This window comes from Croceivirga radicis, assembly GCF_002072105.2.
Taxonomy (GTDB): Bacteria; Bacteroidota; Bacteroidia; order Flavobacteriales; family Flavobacteriaceae; genus Croceivirga; species Croceivirga radicis.
Genome location: NZ_MTBC01000003.1, coordinates 174,188 through 193,275 on the forward strand (window position 1 = coordinate 174,188; position 19,088 = coordinate 193,275).

The 19,088-nt window shown below is 36.2% G+C and carries 16 protein-coding genes and 1 tRNA gene; 12 read left to right on the forward strand and 5 right to left on the reverse strand.

From position 1 onward, the window contains the following. Entirely contained in the window at positions 1-1,128 is a 1,128-nt protein-coding gene (gene ribB / locus BUL40_RS05695) for a 3,4-dihydroxy-2-butanone-4-phosphate synthase (RefSeq protein ID WP_010516561.1), read from the forward strand. 7 nt (positions 1,129-1,135) lie between these two features. Here ribB and BUL40_RS05700 read toward each other — a convergent pair whose 3' ends face one another. After that, positions 1,136-2,326, reverse strand: a complete 1,191-nt coding sequence (locus BUL40_RS05700; RefSeq protein ID WP_080318436.1) for a DegT/DnrJ/EryC1/StrS family aminotransferase — start codon at positions 2,324-2,326, stop codon at positions 1,136-1,138. A gap of 117 nt (positions 2,327-2,443) precedes the next feature. Here BUL40_RS05700 and BUL40_RS05705 point away from each other — a divergent pair. The 5 genes from BUL40_RS05705 (at position 2,444) to BUL40_RS05725 (ending at position 7,926) form a co-directional block, all read left to right on the forward strand. After that, positions 2,444-2,528 (forward strand) — tRNA-Ser (locus tag BUL40_RS05705). 598 nt (positions 2,529-3,126) lie between these two features. Continuing rightward, on the forward strand, positions 3,127-4,257 hold the full coding sequence (locus BUL40_RS05710) for a TolB family protein (protein WP_080318437.1): 1,131 nt from the start codon (positions 3,127-3,129) through the stop codon (positions 4,255-4,257). Between the two features lie 57 nt (positions 4,258-4,314). Further along, positions 4,315-5,982: a PorP/SprF family type IX secretion system membrane protein gene (locus BUL40_RS05715; protein WP_080318438.1), complete on the forward strand. Its 1,668-nt coding sequence runs from the start codon at positions 4,315-4,317 to the stop codon at positions 5,980-5,982. 471 nt (positions 5,983-6,453) lie between these two features. Further along, the gene (locus BUL40_RS05720) at positions 6,454-7,098 is read left to right on the forward strand and encodes a response regulator transcription factor (protein WP_010516553.1); all 645 of its coding nucleotides are present in this window, start codon (positions 6,454-6,456) and stop codon (positions 7,096-7,098) included. A gap of 120 nt (positions 7,099-7,218) precedes the next feature. Then, positions 7,219-7,926, forward strand: a complete 708-nt coding sequence (locus tag BUL40_RS05725) for a Bax inhibitor-1/YccA family protein (protein ID WP_080318439.1) — start codon at positions 7,219-7,221, stop codon at positions 7,924-7,926. 70 nt (positions 7,927-7,996) lie between these two features. Here the strand turns inward: BUL40_RS05725 and dnaK are convergent, their stop codons facing one another. Then, complete coding sequence (dnaK, locus tag BUL40_RS05730; RefSeq protein ID WP_080318440.1) at positions 7,997-9,916, reverse strand: molecular chaperone DnaK; 1,920 nt, start codon at positions 9,914-9,916, stop codon at positions 7,997-7,999. A 231-nt stretch (positions 9,917-10,147) separates the two neighbouring features. Here dnaK and BUL40_RS05735 point away from each other — a divergent pair, with 231 nt between their 5' ends. Further along, the gene (locus BUL40_RS05735) at positions 10,148-11,572 is read left to right on the forward strand and encodes an L-serine ammonia-lyase (RefSeq protein WP_080318441.1); all 1,425 of its coding nucleotides are present in this window, start codon (positions 10,148-10,150) and stop codon (positions 11,570-11,572) included. A gap of 2 nt (positions 11,573-11,574) precedes the next feature. On the opposite strand, the gene BUL40_RS05740 is transcribed toward BUL40_RS05735, so the two are convergent. Together BUL40_RS05740 and BUL40_RS05745 are read right to left on the reverse strand one after the other, a co-directional pair. After that, on the reverse strand, positions 11,575-13,065 hold the full coding sequence (locus tag BUL40_RS05740) for an alpha-L-fucosidase (protein ID WP_080318442.1): 1,491 nt from the start codon (positions 13,063-13,065) through the stop codon (positions 11,575-11,577). 86 nt (positions 13,066-13,151) lie between these two features. Continuing rightward, positions 13,152-13,646: a nuclear transport factor 2 family protein gene (locus BUL40_RS05745; RefSeq protein ID WP_244901828.1), complete on the reverse strand. Its 495-nt coding sequence runs from the start codon at positions 13,644-13,646 to the stop codon at positions 13,152-13,154. Positions 13,647-13,678: 32 nt separating this feature from the next. On the opposite strand from BUL40_RS05745, the gene panB reads away from it, so the two are divergent. From panB to BUL40_RS05765, 4 genes are read left to right on the forward strand one after another with little or no spacing between them, the layout of a single operon-like run. Next, positions 13,679-14,500, forward strand: a complete 822-nt coding sequence (panB, locus tag BUL40_RS05750) for a 3-methyl-2-oxobutanoate hydroxymethyltransferase (RefSeq protein WP_010516541.1) — start codon at positions 13,679-13,681, stop codon at positions 14,498-14,500. 7 nt (positions 14,501-14,507) lie between these two features. After that, the gene (lspA, locus tag BUL40_RS05755; protein WP_080318444.1) at positions 14,508-15,005 is read left to right on the forward strand and encodes a signal peptidase II; all 498 of its coding nucleotides are present in this window, start codon (positions 14,508-14,510) and stop codon (positions 15,003-15,005) included. Positions 15,006-15,043: 38 nt separating this feature from the next. Beyond that, positions 15,044-15,676: an RluA family pseudouridine synthase gene (locus BUL40_RS05760; protein ID WP_244901829.1), complete on the forward strand. Its 633-nt coding sequence runs from the start codon at positions 15,044-15,046 to the stop codon at positions 15,674-15,676. 27 nt (positions 15,677-15,703) lie between these two features. Next, complete coding sequence (locus BUL40_RS05765) at positions 15,704-16,210, forward strand: DUF4252 domain-containing protein (RefSeq protein WP_010516535.1); 507 nt, start codon at positions 15,704-15,706, stop codon at positions 16,208-16,210. Between the two features lie 4 nt (positions 16,211-16,214). On the opposite strand, the gene BUL40_RS05770 is transcribed toward BUL40_RS05765, so the two are convergent. Then, complete coding sequence (locus BUL40_RS05770) at positions 16,215-17,759, reverse strand: hypothetical protein (RefSeq protein ID WP_080318446.1); 1,545 nt, start codon at positions 17,757-17,759, stop codon at positions 16,215-16,217. A 146-nt stretch (positions 17,760-17,905) separates the two neighbouring features. Between BUL40_RS05770 and BUL40_RS05775 the strand changes: the two genes are divergently transcribed. After that, positions 17,906-19,078, forward strand: coding sequence for a 2-isopropylmalate synthase (locus BUL40_RS05775; protein ID WP_010516533.1), 1,173 nt, complete (start codon positions 17,906-17,908; stop codon positions 19,076-19,078). Positions 19,079-19,088: the final 10 nt, after the last annotated feature.

A 19,088-nucleotide genomic window follows, 5' to 3' on the forward strand; every position in this document is an offset into this window, starting at 1 on the left:
ATGCAAGAGATACAATTAAATTCAATAGAAGAGGCAATTGCGGACATAAGGGCCGGTAAAGTAATAATTGTAGTTGACGATGAAAATCGGGAAAATGAAGGAGACTTTTTAGCTGCTGCAGAATTGATTACCCCAGAAACCATAAACTTCATGGCCACTCATGGCAAGGGTTTAATATGTGCTCCATTGACCGAAGGCCGTTGTCATCAGCTTGGATTACACCGAATGGTTACTCACAATACGGACCCTTTAGAAACTGCCTTTACCGTTTCTGTAGATTTAAGAGGAAACGGGGTAACCACTGGAATTTCTGCTAGTGATAGGGCAAAAACCGTATTGTCTCTTGTAGATAATAATACCAAGGCCCATGAATTAGGTAGACCCGGACATATTTTTCCACTAATTGCCAAAGAAGGTGGCGTTCTTAGAAGAACAGGACATACAGAAGCAGCTATAGACTTTGCCAGATTGGCCGGTTTAAAACCTGCCGGGGTTATAGTGGAAATTATGAACGAAGATGGTTCTATGGCTCGCTTACCACAATTGATGGATGTTGCCAAGAGGTTCAACCTAAAGATTGTTTCTATAGAGGATTTGGTGGCATACCGAATGGAACACGATAGTCTTATAGAAAAGAAAGAGGATTTTACCATTAAAACCCGTTTTGGTGACTTTCGCTTGCGCGCCTATAAACAAACCACTAACGATCAAGTACATATTGCCTTAACCAAAGGAAGTTGGAAAAAAGGTGAGACCGTTCTTACTCGTATTAATAGCACCTTAGTTAACAACGATATTTTAGGAACTTTGACCAATAATCCGGATGATAAACTATCTGATATGTTCAAGGCTATTGATAAAGAAGAAAAAGGTGCTTTTGTGTTCATAAACCAAGAACCAAAAAGCATGAACTTACTTTCTAGACTTGCTCAAGTAAAAGAGTTACAGGCCAATGGTGTTTTTAAGGCTCCTAAAATAGAAATGGACAACAAGGATTTTGGCGTAGGCGCTCAAATCTTGCATGATCTTAACCTAACCAAAATACGATTGCTTACCAACTCGGAACAAAGTAAACGCGTTGGTATTGTTGGTTATGGGCTAGAGATTGTAGATTATGTAGGCTATTAATAAGTGGCTATAGCGCGGAAATAACCGCTAACATTTTGTTTGCCCTTTCTTGCATTTCAGTTTCGGACCAACCTAATTTTATTAAACAAGAAATGTTTCTAGATACCCATTGATCAGAACTAGAAAAATCTGTCTTGTTATAATCTGGTAACTGGTCAATTACCTCATGTGGCAATTTTCCAAGAGCGGTTTTGTGAATAAGATGTTCCCATTTTCGATAGTAATGCCAATTGTTATCAAACCAATAAAAACAAGCATCTACCCCATTTTCACCAAACAACTTATGCGCTTTTTTAGCCAGTTGATGAGAGGGCAAGTAAAAATTTAAAAAAGAATAATTTTCAACTCCTCCTTCTGGAACTCGTCTAAAATTAACTTTATCTGATTGGCCCAATGTATTTTTTAGAATAGTGAAATTACGTTTTTGCAGGGCCAAAATGCCGTCTAGCTTCTTAAGTTGGGCACAGCCTACCGCCGCGTTCAATTCAGAAATTCTAAAATTATATCCCAAGAATGGATGCGCTTCTGCCCCCCTATCCATACCAATATGGTCATGACCGTGGTCTGCATACATATGGGCATTCTCATAATACGTTTTATTATTGGTAATTACCGCACCGCCTTCGCCACAGGTAATCGTTTTTACATAATCAAAAGAAAAACAACCCAAATCACCAATACTTCCTAAGGGAGCACCTTTATAGGTACCTCCAATAGCTTGGCAGGCATCTTCTAAAAGCAACAAACTATGTTTGGCACAAATAGCCTTTAATTTATCTAAATCTGCCATTGAACCACACATGTGTACTGGCATCACCACCTTTGTTTTAGGTGTTATGGCTTTTTCTACGGCCTCGGGATCTAAGGTAAGGGTGTCATCCACGTCTACTAAAATAGGTACGGCCCCAATAGCTAGAATAGATTCAAAACTTGCAACAAAAGTAAATGTAGGCATGATTACTTCATCACCAGCACCAACTCCGGCACTAGCCAATGCAACGGTTAAGGCAGCGGTACCACTACTTACTACATGTGCGTAATTAGATTGCATACGTTTTGCCAATGCCTTTTCTAGTTCTTTAGCTTTCCAGTGCCCGTTACGCATACCATCAAACCCATAGCGCATTAAAACAGTAGAATTTAATACATCATTTACTTCTTTTTTTTCTTCGTCCGAAAAAATTTCAAAACCTGGCATAGCTTATTTTTAATAGGAAAACAAAAGTAGGAATTAGAAAAGGAATAACCATTGGTAAAATTTACTTGAAATTGTTTTCTAGAAATTAAAAAAGGTTCTTATATTTGCACCCGCTTAGGAGAAATGGCAGAGTGGTCGAATGCGGCAGTCTTGAAAACTGTTGAGGGTCACACCTCCGGGGGTTCGAATCCCTCTTTCTCCGCAAATGGGTGCTAAGCCCAACAATAAAAAACCGCAGAGTTAGCTCTAGCGGTTTTTTTATTACCTCTAATTTGACCTTTTTAAACACAAGTTTCTGAGTTACGCTTTTACCTATTATCAGTTTATGTATTGGAAATGTTTTACACTACCTAATAGTTAAAAGCACCTAAAGGATATCTGAATTAAGCATAGACCATAATAGTACTGTAAACTATTAAGTAGGTTTTGTAACCATTTTAGCTATTGGAATACTTAAATATCACGGCACCATGCCAGCTTTCTTGATTATGAACTATTACTACGCTTTTAAATCATACTCGAATCAGGAAAATACTCTTGTAAAATCCGCTTTACCAAAAATTACCTGTTGAAAAAAGAAATTGAGGGAGGCCCATTACTAGTTTTTAATTTCCGTAATCAATTCAAAATCACGTTAAACGACACTTTTTTACCGCTCATCTACACATCGATCCTCATAAATATCGATGAAATGCGCATTTTTATCGGTTAAAATGCAAAACCTATGAATTTTTCATAAGTCCTTCATTTCATTCTTTACGGACATTTGTAATGTAAATAGTTCAAAAACCCAATTTGTTATGAAACCTACTTTAAAATTTTGCTTAACGGCTTTCTTTGCAGTTCTTGCCAGTAGCGCTTCTTTAAATGCGCAAGGCATAGAAAAAAACGAAACGAACAAAAACATTGATGATTATCTTGAGCTTTTAGCTTTAGGATATTCTGAAGTTGAAATCTTCCAAGATTTAGGCAATGTAAATTTTATACTTGAAAAATATGATGTTGCTGCCTTCTGGTATGAAAAATTGATGGCTACGAATGCTCTTGGTGCAGACAAATCCAAATATGAAGAAAGATTGGCTTTTGCCCAAGAAAAAATGCAAAACGGCAACACCCGACTAACCTCTGCTGAAGACTGGTTGGCTCAAATAGAAAAAGACTATCAACCTAATACCGGCAATGCACAAAACAGTGTTGCAGCCTTAAAAGAAAACTTAAAACTAAGTAGTGAGGTTGTTGTGTCTCCTAATGGTAAATATGCGTTTTTTACCATGGCTTCTTTTATAAAACCAGAATATGGAGCATTTTCTAAAAAAGAAGAAGTACATGAATTATACCGGGTAGAGTTAACTGGCGATAAGTATACTAATATTACCAAGTTAAAGGTATGTCCAAAGCATTTTTCTGCTAAACACCCAACTATTTCCGCAGATGGTAAGCAATTGTTCTTTGCATCTAACATGCCAGGTACTTATGGCAAATATGATATCTATGTTGCCAATGTATTTGCTAACGGCGCAGTTGGTAAACCATTAAACCTAGGCCCAAAGGTTAACACTAAGAAAGATGATATTAATCCAAGCTTTGGTGCAGACAACACTTTATATTTTGCCTCTAACGGTAGAAAAGGTTTTGGCGGATTGGATTTATATGCCGTAACAATAAACGATTCAAAATTAGGCGACTCTAAAAATCTTGGTAACAGCATTAATAGTTCAAAAGACGACTTTGCTATCCAATTTAATGGTCAAGATGGTTTGGCACATGTAACTACAAATAGAATCAAATCTAACACAATTAGTCAGGTTGCTGTAGCTTTTCCAAAGAGTAAAACCGCCATTAGCATACAAAAAGACGAAGACGCCCTAATGAGAGCGTTAAACCACGACACTACAAAAGATTTATCAACAACAACATTTGACGATGAATAATAGCCAATAGCTATAGAGCTCCCCATAAAAAATTTTACCCCTAAATCCCCAAGTATTATGAAAACAAGTATTAACCCCGTATCTAGATTAGCTTTAGTGGCTTTAATGTGGTTGGCGTTTGCTCCAAACATGGTTAAAGCCCAGGAAACCACGAACAACTATAACGTTGTTAGCCCTTTCCATAATCAACTGTTCTTTAATAGGTTCATGATTAACCCTACCTACTCTTTGGTAAGAGAAAACAAATCCTATTTAAACGTCCTATTAAGAAATCAGTATGCCGGTTACCAAGATAACAATCAGAACTATTACTTAGGTTTCAGCAATAAACTGGACAAAAACACGGCACTTGGTTTAGGTATGTACGGGCAATGGTCTGGAGTAATACAAGAATTTGGTTTTAATGCAAATTATGCTACGGGTGTGGCATTAGGTGAAAAAAGCGCTTTAACATTTGGGGCAAATATAAAATACATGAGCATTGGCTTGGATAAAAATAGAACGGTTGCCAATGAAAACGACCCTCTAATTCTTGAAGCTACAAAACAAAACAAAATTGCAATAGAGCCAGGAATTAACCTTTCTGTTGGTGGGTTTGATTTTGGATTGCACATGATAGATATGGTTTCTTACAACCAAACAAGTGATGAGATTGTTACCAACCTAGGATTAGAGGGTATGAGAAGTACGGTGCAGTACACGCATAAATTTGAAAACAACAGGGGAATATTTGAAGATGGAAGGGTTATGCCCTTAGTACAAGTAGGTAAAACTACAGAAGGAGAAATGACGTATACTGGATCACTATTATTGGATTTACCAAAATTTGGTTGGCTACAAGGTACTTACGACAAAAAATATGGATTTAGTTCTGGTATAGGTTTTAACCTAAACAAGAAACTATCCTTAGGGTATGTAATGGGTAAAAACTTTAGCAATACCGGTGAAAATTTAGGGTGGAATCATGAGTTATCTTTGGCATATAGTTTTAAAGACGATTTAAGAGGAACTGGTATTAATGTAAATATTGCAGAAAGCGGTTCTTCTGAAGATGCACGTGTAGACGAAATAGTTAGAAACTATGAAGAGCAATTACACTCTTTAAAAGAACAAATGAGAGAAGAAGCGGTACTAGAGGATACAGATGGCCTAGCGTATGAAAACAGATTGGTACTAGACCAATTAATCTTAAGACAAGATTCTATAGAAAAAGCTAGAGACCGTATGTTCGAAAAAAGATTTGAAACTATGGTACGTCTTATAAGACATGAGGTAAAGCAGATATTAGATAGACCAGAACCAGTTAGAAAAGAAAAGAAACAATACTATGGCTCTAGATTAGCAGAAAACAACACTAAAAAAGCTATAGAAAAAACAACTAAAAAGCCATTTAAAAGAGATTATGACGACTCGTTTATTCGTCAACACAAAAATGCAGACAACGTTGGTGTAAAGTCCGGTTACTATGTAATAGCAAATGTTTTCAAAAACAAAACCTACTTAAACAATTTTATGAGCAACCTTAGGGAACAAGGTTTGGATGCCAAGAAATTTTACAATAAAGAAAACGGACTATACTATGTATACCTAGCCGATTTTAATAGTAAAGAAGATGCATCCTTGGCCATGACTAGCAACTTAGATGGTTCTTATTCAGACGATAAATGGGTAATGGAAGTTTACAACAACCCTGTTGCAACAGCAGAAGTAACTTTTACAGAATAAAAGATGAAATAAGATTGCCAAAACAATATTGAAAATAAAGACTTGGGGAAGTTTTTTGTGGTCTTAAGCAGGTTAGCGTGCTTAAGGCCACTTTTTTTTACCTGTGAATATCAACCAGTTAAAACCAAATACCATAATTTTCTGTGTGTTTTGTCGAAAATTCCTACAAAAAATTATTAGGTTTTAAAAAAAATTATAAATTGCAGTATATTAATTTAAATCCCCGAGTCTATGATTACCTACTTTTACACTTACCAAAAATTCTGGCAGTAATTTTATTTTTTAATAGCTAACGCTCCTTTTGTAAAATCGGATGTCGCAATTTTGATTTCTATCAAAAGCGTTTACCTATTACTGTACTTTAGGCATCAAACCACTGACTGGTGGCCTACGGAAATTTTATTCTGAAATTCTAACCTAATTGAATTTTAGAAGCTAAGATTGCTTTTTACAACCCCAAATCTTTTATTTATGAACGCTAACACTTCAAGAGTTATTGTCATAGACAATGACCCCATTTCCAAAAACAAGTTTGAAACTTACTTTTCACATTTAGGTAATTATGACCTAATAGGTGTATTTGACTCTTTTAACGAGGTCTTGGACCAGTATAAAAAACTTAATCCAGATATTATAATTTCAGAAGTTAACCTTAAAGGAATCAACGGTTTAGAAGGCATTACTATGTTAAGACATAAAAAATATACTCCTAAATGTATTATGATTAGTGAGGTTAATGAGCTAGACCTAATTAAGAAAGCGTTTAAGGCTGGTGTTAACGGTTTTTTAACTAAACCTTTAACATTAGACCGATTATTAAATGCGCTGGAATCTGTTAAACAAGAAGGTACCGCTCTTAGTTATGATGTAGCCAAAAAGGTAGTAACGGTTTTTCAGAAAAAACAATTTGAGTTTTTATCAAAAAGAGAAAACCAAATTGCAGATTTATTGATGCAAGGGCATACCTACAAGACTATTGCACAGCAATTATTTGTAACACCAAGCACGGTAAACTTTCACATACAGAATATATATTTAAAGTTAAATGTGAATTCTAAATGGGAAGCTTTAGAAAAATTGAGAGAAATGGAAATGGCAGAGCTAAAGTCTGCTTAAGCTTTTAGTTACCTAAGGTATTTCGTCTATTTTCTATACAGAATACCAGATTTAAGGTTATATTGTTATACTAAAAACCGTTATTCGGTAGTTGTAACAGTATAACCTTAAATATTTAAAATGGAAAACCAACCCAACCCTGTTCAGCCCTTTGTTGGACAATTAGAAGACCAAGCGAGAGTTGCCTTTTACAAGAAAACCTATGCGCATTTAGCTGGTGCCGTATTACTTTTTATTCTAGTAGAAACCTTATTCTTTCAACTAGACGGAATATTAAATTTAGCATTATCCTTAACTGGAGGAATTAGTTGGCTACTGTTATTAGGTGGTTTCATGTTGGTAACCAATTATGCAGAGAAACTAGCATTACGTAGTAACGATAAGAAAATGCATTATGCAGGACTGGTTCTTTACGTGGTTGCGGAAGCTTTTATATTTATTCCTTTGATATTTATGGCCATGTACATGGCCCAAGACGGCGGTTTTGAAATATTAAACCAAGCAGCTATTCTAACTTTAGCTCTCTTTTCTGGCTTAACTGCCGTAGTTTTTATCACTAAAAAAGATTTTTCTTTTCTACGCTCTATACTCACAATTGGCTTTTTTATTGCTTTGGGGCTTATTATTGCCGGAGCCTTATTCGGTTTTAATCTTGGGCTTTGGTTTAGTGTAGGAATGGTAGTATTGGCTTCTGGTTCAATTTTGTATCAAACGTCCAATATGATTCATAAATATAATGAGGAACAATATGTAGCCGCATCTTTAGGCTTGTTTGCTTCTTTAATGCTTTTATTCTGGTATATACTTAGTATTCTTTCTAGAGATTAAAATTTATATACTTAAATAAAAAAACCCTGATGAATCATCAGGGTTTTTTAGTATCATATACGTTAGAAGCTTATTTTACTTCTTCAAAATCTACATCTTCAACGTTATCGCCTTCAGATGCTCCATCGTTAGAACCTGTAGCTCCACCAGCACTTGCAGTTGAATCACCACCAGCTTGTGCAGCCTCAGCTTGCGCTTTGTACATTTCTTCAGATGCTACCTTCCAAGCTTCGTTAATTTTCTCTAATGCTGGAGAAATTACTGCAAGGTCTTTAGTTTCATAAGCTTTCTTTAGCTCCTCTAAAGCTTCCTCTATCGGTTTTTTCTTATCATCAGAAAGTTTATCTCCAAACTCGCTCAATTGCTTTTCGGTTTGGAAAATCATACCATCAGCTTCATTTAACTTATCTGCTGTTTCTTTGGCTTTTTTGTCTGCCTCTGCATTAGCTTCTGCTTCTGCTTTCATCTTTTGAATTTCCTCTTCGGTTAATCCAGAAGACGCTTCAATTCTAATGTCTTGAGACTTACCTGTTGCCTTGTCTGTTGCAGATACTTTGATAATACCGTTGGCATCTATATCAAAAGTAACTTCAATTTGAGGTGTACCTCTTGGTGCAGGTGGAATACCATCTAGGTGAAATCTACCGATGGTCTTGTTATCCGCAGCCATAGGTCTTTCTCCTTGTAACACATGTATTTCTACAGAAGGCTGGTTATCTGCAGCCGTAGAGAATACTTGGGACTTCTTTGTTGGGATTGTTGTATTGGCTTCAATCAATTTAGTAGCTACACCTCCCATGGTTTCAATACCTAAAGAAAGTGGCGTTACATCTAATAACAATACATCCTTAACATCTCCTGTTAATACACCACCTTGAATTGCGGCACCTACAGCAACTACCTCATCTGGGTTAACCCCTTTGCTTGGTTTTTTTCCAAAGAATTTCTCTACAGCTTCTTGTACCGCAGGGATTCTAGTAGAACCACCAACCAAGATAATTTCGTCAATATCACTCTTAGATAGGCCCGCAGATTTCAATGCAGACTCACATGGAGCAATTGTTCGCTTTACCAAGTCGTCTATTAATTGTTCAAACTTAGCTCTACTCAACGTTCTAACCAAGTGTTTAGGACCAGAAGCCGTTGCTGTTACATAAGGTAAGTTAATCTCTGTCTGTGCAGAAGAAGATAACTCAATCTTAGCTTTTTCAGCAGCTTCGCGTAGTCTTTGTAATGCCATTGCATCTTCGCGCAAATCCATGCCTTCATCAGCCTTGAACTCTTCTGCCAACCAGTCAATTATTTTCTGGTCAACATCATCACCGCCTAAGTGTGTATCACCATCTGTGGCCAATACTTCAAAAACGCCATCTCCTAATTCTAGGATAGAAACATCATGCGTACCACCACCAAAGTCAAAAACTACAATTTTTTGGTCCGAATCTTTTTTATCCAAACCATAAGCTAAAGAAGCAGCCGTAGGCTCATTAATAATACGCTCTACTTTAAGACCCGCAATCTCACCAGCTTCTTTTGTAGCTTGTCTTTGAGAATCGTTAAAGTAAGCTGGTACGGTAATTACCGCTCTGGTTACATCTTGCCCCAAATAATCTTCTGCTGTTTTCTTCATTTTTTGAAGAATCATAGCAGACAATTCTTGTGGTGTATACAAACGCCCATCTATATCTACACGTGGCGTATCATTATCTCCTTTTACTACATTATAAGGAACTCTATTGGCCTCTTTTTGGCTTTCAGAAAATTTGTTCCCCATAAAACGTTTTATGGAATAGATTGTTTTATTTGGGTTGGTTACAGCTTGTCTTTTTGCCGGGTCTCCTACCTTTATCTCACCACCATCCACAAATGCGATTACGGAAGGGGTAGTTCTTTTACCTTCTGCATTGGGTATTACAACAGGCTCGTTACCTTCCATTACAGATACACAAGAGTTGGTAGTACCCAAATCAATACCGATTATTTTACTCATGCTAAATATTTAAATTTTTTACTATTCATTTTACATCCCAACTATGTCAATGTTCGTGCCATGTAACTTTACTATGACAAGCTGTCAGTTTTCTTCAAGAACCTTATAGTAAGACCCCACTACTTAGTAAAATACAATTTGTCATATTCTAAAATTTCATTGCTTTTTTAAACATATTCCATAATACAATGGTACTTATTTACATTATATTTGATTAATCAATAATTAGGTATGGAGTGCATTAGTGTTTTTGATATGCTAAAAATTGGTGTAGGACCCTCTAGTTCCCACACCCTAGGACCATGGCGTGCGGCCGAAAGTTTTATTTCATACCTTCAGCATGCGGGACTTTTACCTAAGGTTAGTCAGGTTTCTGTATTGTTATATGGATCCCTTTCGTTGACGGGAATTGGACATGCAACCGATAAGGCAGTAGTTCTAGGATTGTTGGGCGAAGACCCGGTAACTATGGATTGTGATACCATTGAACCTAAAATAACAGCAATTAAAGCGTCTAAACGTATAAAATTAGCTGGTCAATTTACCATAGGCTTTGATTATGAAAAGGATATTAGCTTTTTAAAAGAATTTTTACCCTTTCATGCCAACGCTTTACGCTTTATAGCATACCTAGAAAACGGAAATAAAGAACAACAAACCTATTATTCTATAGGTGGTGGTTTTATTGTACAAGAACTACTAGAGAATGCTAAAGAGAATAAAATAATTTTTAAACAATTCCCCTACCCCATTTCTAATGCTACCCAATTAATTGAATTTTGCCATACAGAAAACAAAAGTATTCCCGAGTTGGTATTAGAGAACGAACGTTCTTTAAGGTCCGATGAAGAAATAGACCTAGAATTAAACAGGGTTTGGAATACTATGTTGGAATGCATGTATACGGGCTGCCATACCCAGGGTACATTACCTGGTGGTTTACAAGTAAAACGTAGAGCTGCGGAAATACATGATAAGTTAATTGGTTCAAAACCATATAACAACCCTACCGAATGGATTTACAGTATTAGGGATACTGAAGTTAGATTTAGGCAAATTATAAAATGGGTAAGTTGTTTTGCTCTATCCGTTAATGAGGTAAATGCTTCTTTAGGCCGAGTAGTTACGGCTCCTACCAACGGTAGCGCAGGGGTTATTCCTGCGGTATTAATGTACTACTTGGTAATAGAAAATCATGATGGAAATTTTGATGATATCAAAACCTTTTTATTGGTAGCGGGCGAAATTGGTAGCATCTTTAAAAAAGGAGCCACCATTTCTGCTGCAATGGGCGGGTGCCAAGCAGAAATAGGCGTATCTTCTGCTATGGCAGCAGCTGGTTTAACCCAGCTAATGGGTGGTACGCCAGAGCAAGTGCTTATGGCAGCGGAAATTGCCATGGAGCATCATTTAGGACTTACTTGTGATCCCATTGGCGGCCTAGTACAGGTTCCTTGTATAGAACGTAATGCCATGGGGGCCATAAAGGCTATTAACGCATCTGAATTAGCCCTTGACAGTGACCCTGCATTTGCAAAAGTACCTTTAGACAAGGTTGTGCAAACCATGTGGGAGACAGCTAAAGATATGAGTAGTAAGTACAAAGAAACATCTGAAGGTGGTTTGGCGGTAGGCGTTAATTTGAGTGATTGTTAAACTTAATCTTTAAGGCTAATTTTAAAAATAACCGCTAAATTATTCTTGGTTGTTTTTGGCGCAGTAAAAGACAACCCTTTCTTAGAATGTTTATATTTTATCTTATCGGTACTACCCAACATTTCTATTTGTTGAATTTTATAGTTCTCACCTGGATGGTCCTTAGAAAAAGACTTTAAATTAATTCTAGCATTTTCTCCTGGCCAACCCATTAGTATTGCATAAAGTGTATTGCCATCTTTGCTTTGGGTAAAACGTATATTTTTGTAGGTATATGGTGATAAATTTGCTCGTCCTTTCATTTCCGTGTCTGGCCCTTCACCAAAAACTTCCCACGGTCTAGTTTCATAAATACCCTCTCCGTTTATTGCAAACCAATCCCCTATATCGCTTAAAATTGAAATAGTTTCCTCATCAAGGGTACCGTCTGCTTTGGGCGGTACATTAAGCAAAAGGTTACCATTTTTAGACACAATATCTATTAGCTTATCTATCACCGCATTTGCATCTTTGTAGTCTGCGGTTTTGTTATACCCCCAAGGGCCTATAGAATCATCTGTTTGCCACGGATCCTTTCTAATTGTTTTACTCTTGCCACGTTCAATATCCAAGGTAGCTATTCCTTCAAAATAAGGTGCTCTATTTACCCCTTTGTCACCTTTGTGCGTTATTATACCCTCAGGGTTTCTATTGTAAAACCAAGCAAAAAATTCGAACCCAGTTTTACCGTTATCCTCACCGGCAAATGGTACCGCAGAATCTAGATAAATGAAATCTGGGCTGTAATTTTCAGTTAGGTCCTTCATTCTAAGCAACCAATAATTTCGCCACATTAAAGGTGGGTTTTCTGTATCTGCTCTGTTATCATCACCGTAGGGTATGTGATATAAATCTTGAAATTCCGGTTTATTTCCATCATAAGGAATGTCTTTGTAAGGCCCTATGGTATCACTCCTATGACTAGTTTGCATCCATGAAATAGACCTGGCCATATGGGTTGTTACACCAAAACGCAAACCATACTTGTTTGCAGCTTTTCGCATCATCCCCAATAAATCTTTTTTGGGCCCCATATTAACTGCGTTGTAGGGCGTATATTTTGAATTCCATAATTCAAAACCATCATGATGAACCGCACAGGGTGTAAAATATTTGGCGCCAGCCGCTTTAAACAATTCCAACCAAGCATCAGGGTCAAATTTTTCGGCTTTCCACATGGGGATAAAATCTTTATAACCAAATTCGCTTGGATGACCATAATTCTCTAGATGGTAATTATAAACCTCATGTCCTTCCATATACATCTCCCTGGCATACCATTCCCCATATTCCGGCACAGAATAAACTCCCCAATGAACATATATGCCAAACTTGGCATCGCTAAACCATTCCGGACATTCATACTGTTGTAATGAAGTAAGATTAGGCGTATACTTTTGTGATTGAAGTTGCCAAACCGATAACCAGAGTACTAAACACAAAAACCGCTTCATTATATACTTACTTTAAAGGTGTTTTCAAGAATAAAGTAGAAATATGAAGTATCCATCCTTGACTATCCTGCTGAGTATCTGTCTGCTTACTCGCAACCTTCTTTACCTCTGGTATCAATTAAATAAACAATTTTCCAATGACCATTAAAATTTATAAGCTGAAAAGCGTTTACACCACAATGAGAAAGTGAGCCATTTAACCAAAACTCATAACCTACCCATGCATTGGCCATTGTTCGGTCCACATTAATATCCCAAGAAATCAGTTTTTCGTTAAAATTTACGGTTTTTGGTATCGCAACAATGTTCTTGTACAAAGCACTTATTTCATCCGTTTTAAAAACGGTTTGGCCGTCTTTATTTTGAGCGGTGGTCTGTAAAACCACTTGGTTATACACAACCTCTTTCATAACTAATGAATCTTGAGCGTGAAATCCCTCAAAAAAGCGTTCAACGGTTTTCTTTACCGCAGTTTTAGCATCATCTTGGGCAAATGAATTTATAGACGATAAGGAAATTACAAATAGGAATAGGCATTTTCTCATGATAATGATGATGATTAAAGATTTTAAATTAATCAAATCTGCTTACTTTTATCAGCAAAGCAAAATAAATGTCAACAGCAAAAAAGAAACAATATAAAAGAGTAACCGTAAAATCTCTTGTAGAGATGAAACAAAACGGTGAAAAAATATCTATGCTTACGGCTTACGATTATTCTATGGCAAAAATTGTAGATGCCGCCAATGTAGATGTTATTCTTGTTGGGGATTCTGCCAGTAACGTTATGGCTGGCCATGAAACCACGCTTCCTATAACATTGGACCAAATGATTTATCATGCCAGTTCTGTAGTACGTGCCGCTGCCAGGGCTTTGGTGGTAGTAGACATACCATTTGGTAGTTACCAAGGCGATTCTAAAGAAGCGTTACGTTCTGCCATACGTATAATGAAAGAAAGTGGCGGGCATGCCGTTAAAGTAGAAGGCGGTTCTGAAATACAGATATCTATTAGCAGAATACTAGAAGCCGGTATACCGGTTATGGGGCATTTAGGCCTAACGCCACAGTCTATTTACAAATTTGGAACATATACCGTTAGGGCTAAAGAAGAAGAAGAGGCAGAAAAATTAAAAAGCGATGCCAAATTGCTAGAAGAACTAGGTTGTTTTGCTTTAGTGTTGGAAAAAATACCGGCTAAATTGGCACAAGAAGTAGCTGAGAGCGTTTCTATCCCGGTAATTGGAATTGGTGCTGGTGGTGGTGTTGATGGCCAAGTCTTGGTTGTGCATGATTTATTGGGTATGACGCACGAGTTTAATCCAAGATTTTTAAGAAGATACATGAATCTTTATGATGAAATGGAAAGTGCTATTTCTAGTTACGTAAAGGACGTAAAAAGCAAAGATTTTCCTAACGAAGAAGAATCATACTAAACCAATTGTGAAAACCAAGCATATTCTTATTCTAACGCTAATTTTAATTAATTTGGGTTGCGACCAATTTTCTAAAGAATTGGTACGGCACAAAGTAGAGAACAATGCTTACATACCTTTGGTAAAAGACAATCTTATATTAACCAATGTAGAAAATACTGGGGCAGCCTTAGGGTTTGGAGCCAATTTTTCTCCTTGGATAAAAATTATATTGCTGAATTTTCTACCGCTTCTTGTGCTATTGGTTTTAATTTACCGCATATTTAAAAAATCTAATTTAGATAAATGGGTCTTGGTTGCATTTGCTTTCCTAATTGGTGGAGGATTAGGTAATTTAATAGACCGTTTTTTGTACGGTTCAGTTACTGATTTTTTCCATTTGAGAATTGGGTTTTTAAAAACAGGTATTTTTAACATGGCAGATGTATCGGTAACCATAGGTGCCATTTGTTTATTAATAGCTATGTTGAACACTAAAAAAGAGTCCAAATTAAATCCACAGTAGAAAATCTAGATGTCCTTTATGAGGACAACCATGTTATAGTGGTAAATAAACGTCCCGGAGATATTGTGCAGGGTGATAAAACCGGAGACACCCCATTGTCTGATATTGTAAAATCTTGGATCAAGATAAAATATGATAAACCTGGAAATGTTTATCTTGGGGTAGTACATAGGTTAGATAGACCAACATCTGGAATTGTGCTTTTTGCCAAAACTTCAAAAGCCTTACCTAGATTAAACAAACTTTTTGCCGAGGGTAAAACACAAAAAACCTATTGGGCCGTGGTAAAACAAATTCCAAGCACTAAAGAAGCTACTATTACCCATTGGTTAAAACGAAATCCGAAACAAAACAAATCATACGCTTATGATAAAGAGGTTCCAGATAGCAAAAAAGCCATGCTAAGTTATAAAACCGTAAAAGTTTTAGATAACTATTTTTTATTGGAAGTAGATTTACATACGGGAAGGCACCATCAAATACGTTCGCAATTATCGGCAATTGGTAGTACCATAAAAGGTGATTTAAAATATGGTGCGGACCGAAGCAATAGAGATGGCAGCATACATTTGCACGCACGTAAATTAGCCTTTGTGCACCCGGTTAGTAAAGAAGCAATTACCATTGAAGCTAAGCCTCCAAAAGACCCCATTTGGGATTCTTGTCTTTAAAGTCGTTTTTAGTATAAATTTTACATTATGAAAAATAGCCTTTTATCCCTTATGCTACTTCTTTTTCTCTCTTGTAGTAGCTATAATTCTATAGATAGTTTTTATGAGGCTCATAAAAACGATAACCAGGTTACTGCCTTTAGAGTTCCTCAATTCATGTTTTCACTTTTACGGAATATTTCGCCAGAAATGAATAGTCTTGTTGGAGACACTAAAGACTTGCGCTACATGCAGTTTCCTAGCGCAACGGACAAACAAGCCCAATTCTTAAATAGTCAGATGAACAGTTTTACGGGTAGCTCGTTTATAGAGATTTATAGAAAGAACGACAATTTAAAGCGAAACGTGGTTTCCATAAGGGAAAAAAGAGATGTAGTAAAAGAAATTTTGGTGTACAAAAACGACAATACCAACGGCTCTTTTCTGTATTTTAAAGGTAATTTTGATCCAGTACAAGTGCGTAAAATGGCTAAAAACAATGATTTTGAAGCATTTGGCCAAAAATTAGTACCACAACTATTAAATAGCAATTAAACCACTATCTAATAGCTTGTAATGACTTTTCTTTGATAATTTGGGATACCGGTCTATTTTGCAAATGACTCTCTAGCCAAGATAGAATATCTAAATATAAAAAGGCACGTTTTTCATACGGATGGTCTTCATATTTCTTTAATTCATCATAGAGCTTTTGAAATTCCGCCTTTAAATCGGTAGGGTAAATTTCGCCTAGATTTCTCAAGAACTTAATCATTTCCTTCTGCACCGCATGCAAGTCGTTCATTTTAAGTAAAAACTTATAAGTGTTTTTTAATTGTACTTCTAAATGGTAATCCATTCCGGCTTCGTAGTGAGCAACAAGACTAAGAACGCGAGAAAAACACATTAAATCTTCTCGCATTTTAAGATTTTTATTGTTGATGATGCGTTTAAGATAAGCAATACAGTTTTTATTGTCTCCTACTCCAAAATACAAACAGGCTATTTTGTAATAGAGAAGCATTACATGGTGTTCATCTATTTTGTCTTTGTGTTTTTTAATCCCATATTCAACAACATTGACTAAATAAAGCCCACCTTCAAAGTTACCCTCCATAAAGTGATGGTTCAACTTATTGCTATTTATATAAATAAATGCAAGTGAGGCAAGATTATCGTTCTTCGGAAATTTACTGTCAGAAACGGTTTCTTCCAATCTATTTAAGGTGTCCTTGAATAGGGAATTATATTTAATCAAGAATAAGGATTCTAATAAATAATGATTACCTTTTAGATAAAACACCGGATTTAGGTAGATCATTTCTTTGTGTTCATAAAAAAGCTCTACCCATTTGCTAGAATACTTAAATGCACCCAAGAAATCTTGTGTTAAAAAACTATACCATAAATGGGCTTTGTAAAGCCATAATTTTTCTCTAAAGCCTAGTTCGTCCAATCGATATTTAGGCAAATGAGAATCAAAATAATCTTTAACTTTTTGTAGATCGGCATCATTACGAACATACCCCACTTTTAGCATCATACTATACAATTGAAGGGATAGATTTGACAGTTTACTGGTCATGACATTCTGTAAACTTAATTCTTTTGCCTGTAAGGCAAGTTCATCCGCACGGTCTGGTATACTACGGGTAATATATTGTGTTTCAATAATTTTCTCTAATTCAACAATTTCATAGGCCACGTTTTTTTCTTCATTTTCAATGGCCATAGATTTTGCTTTTTCCAAAAGCTTTAAACTCTGTTTATACAAGCCTTTTTGGTATAATATTGTAGCAAAATCCAACTGCTCCCTAATCTGCACCCTTATGGACTGGTTTACTGGATTTAAACGCAAACTCACCAATATTTGCTTATACAAATGGGCTTTTAAATTAGATAATTGCGCTTTTTTTACGATTCCACTTTCTAGAATTTGTTTTTCATTGTAGGCTTTCATCTTATCCAAAAGATTAAAAAGCGCTAGAAATTTGGCGTCCGTATTTACCCCTAATCTACCAACATACAATTTAAATTGTCTCTTTTCAGATTTGGATAAAGATTTAATAAGAACGAACAACGTATCCTTAGAGGTGCTTGTCATCGTAAAAATATATAACTATTATTTTGATTATCAATTTGTTACATCGCACATTTTTACACTTAACGTTGTAACTACCCTGTCTTATGAAATAGATTTGATTTTCACCTTTTTACTTTCGTAAAGATTAGATAAAATCAAATTATAAGATGGGTAAAGATAAGGTACATATTTTTGATACAACACTAAGAGACGGCGAGCAGGTCCCTGGTTGTAAGTTAGACACGGAACAAAAATTGGTCATTGCTTCAAGATTAGATGAGTTAGGTGTAGATGTTATAGAAGCAGGATTTCCCATTTCTAGCCCTGGTGATTTCCAATCTGTAGAAGAAATTGCCAAATTGGTAAAAAATGCAACCGTCTGCGGATTAACGCGTTCCGTAGAAAAAGATATAGAAGTAGCTGCTCAAGCCCTTAAATACGCCAAAAGACCAAGAATACATACTGGTATTGGTACATCTGACTCCCACATTACCCACAAGTTTAAATCTAATAGAGAAGATATTCTAGAAAGAGCAGTTGCCGCTGTTAAATATGCAAAGAAATTTGTAGAAGATGTTGAATTCTACGCAGAAGATGCTGGTAGAACAGACAATGAATATTTAGCGCGCGTTTGCGAAGCTGTTATAAAAGCTGGGGCAACAGTGCTTAATATACCTGACACTACGGGATATTGTTTACCTGAAGAGTATGGAGCAAAAATGAAATACCTAAAAGAAAATGTTACAGGTATAGACAAAGCAATATTATCTTGCCACTGCCATAACGATTTAGGTTTAGCCACGGCCAACTCCATAGCAGGTGTAATAAACGGAGCCAGACAAATAGAGTGTACTATTAACGGTATTGGAGAACGCGCGGGCAATACTTCTTTAGAAGAAGTTGTTATGATTATGAGGCAACACCCAAACTTAAATTTAGATACCAATATAAACAGTAAGCTGCTATATGATACAAGCTTAATGGTTTCCCAGAAAATGGGAATGCCCGTACAGCCCAATAAAGCCATAGTAGGTACCAACGCGTTTGCACATAGTTCTGGCATACACCAAGATGGGGTTATTAAAAATCGTGAGACCTATGAAATTATTGACCCTGCAGAAGTGGGTGTTAGTGAATCATCTATTGTTTTGACCGCACGTAGCGGAAGGGCTGCTTTAGCTTACAGGGCCAAGAATGTGGGCTATGAATTAACAAAACTTCAATTAGATAAAGTATATCAGAATTTCTTAAAATACGCAGACCGTAAAAAAGAAATAGAAGATAATGATATACATGAGATTATAGAAACAAGTGAAGTAGGAATAAAGAGTTTGGTTTAATAAATTACTT

Excerpts from the sequence above, each read along its gene's own strand:
- ribB (WP_010516561.1), top strand. The coding sequence starts at position 1 with ATGCAAGAGATACAATTAAATTCAATAGAAGAGGCAATTGCGGACATA.
- BUL40_RS05700 (WP_080318436.1), bottom strand. The coding sequence starts at position 2,326 with ATGCCAGGTTTTGAAATTTTTTCGGACGAAGAAAAAAAAGAAGTAAAT.
- BUL40_RS05710 (WP_080318437.1), top strand. The coding sequence starts at position 3,127 with ATGAAACCTACTTTAAAATTTTGCTTAACGGCTTTCTTTGCAGTTCTT.
- BUL40_RS05715 (WP_080318438.1), top strand. The coding sequence starts at position 4,315 with ATGAAAACAAGTATTAACCCCGTATCTAGATTAGCTTTAGTGGCTTTA.
- BUL40_RS05720 (WP_010516553.1), top strand. The coding sequence starts at position 6,454 with ATGAACGCTAACACTTCAAGAGTTATTGTCATAGACAATGACCCCATT.
- BUL40_RS05725 (WP_080318439.1), top strand. The coding sequence starts at position 7,219 with ATGGAAAACCAACCCAACCCTGTTCAGCCCTTTGTTGGACAATTAGAA.
- dnaK (WP_080318440.1), bottom strand. The coding sequence starts at position 9,916 with ATGAGTAAAATAATCGGTATTGATTTGGGTACTACCAACTCTTGTGTA.
- BUL40_RS05735 (WP_080318441.1), top strand. The coding sequence starts at position 10,148 with ATGGAGTGCATTAGTGTTTTTGATATGCTAAAAATTGGTGTAGGACCC.
- BUL40_RS05740 (WP_080318442.1), bottom strand. The coding sequence starts at position 13,065 with ATGAAGCGGTTTTTGTGTTTAGTACTCTGGTTATCGGTTTGGCAACTT.
- panB (WP_010516541.1), top strand. The coding sequence starts at position 13,679 with ATGTCAACAGCAAAAAAGAAACAATATAAAAGAGTAACCGTAAAATCT.
- BUL40_RS05765 (WP_010516535.1), top strand. The coding sequence starts at position 15,704 with ATGAAAAATAGCCTTTTATCCCTTATGCTACTTCTTTTTCTCTCTTGT.
- BUL40_RS05770 (WP_080318446.1), bottom strand. The coding sequence starts at position 17,759 with ATGACAAGCACCTCTAAGGATACGTTGTTCGTTCTTATTAAATCTTTA.
- BUL40_RS05775 (WP_010516533.1), top strand. The coding sequence starts at position 17,906 with ATGGGTAAAGATAAGGTACATATTTTTGATACAACACTAAGAGACGGC.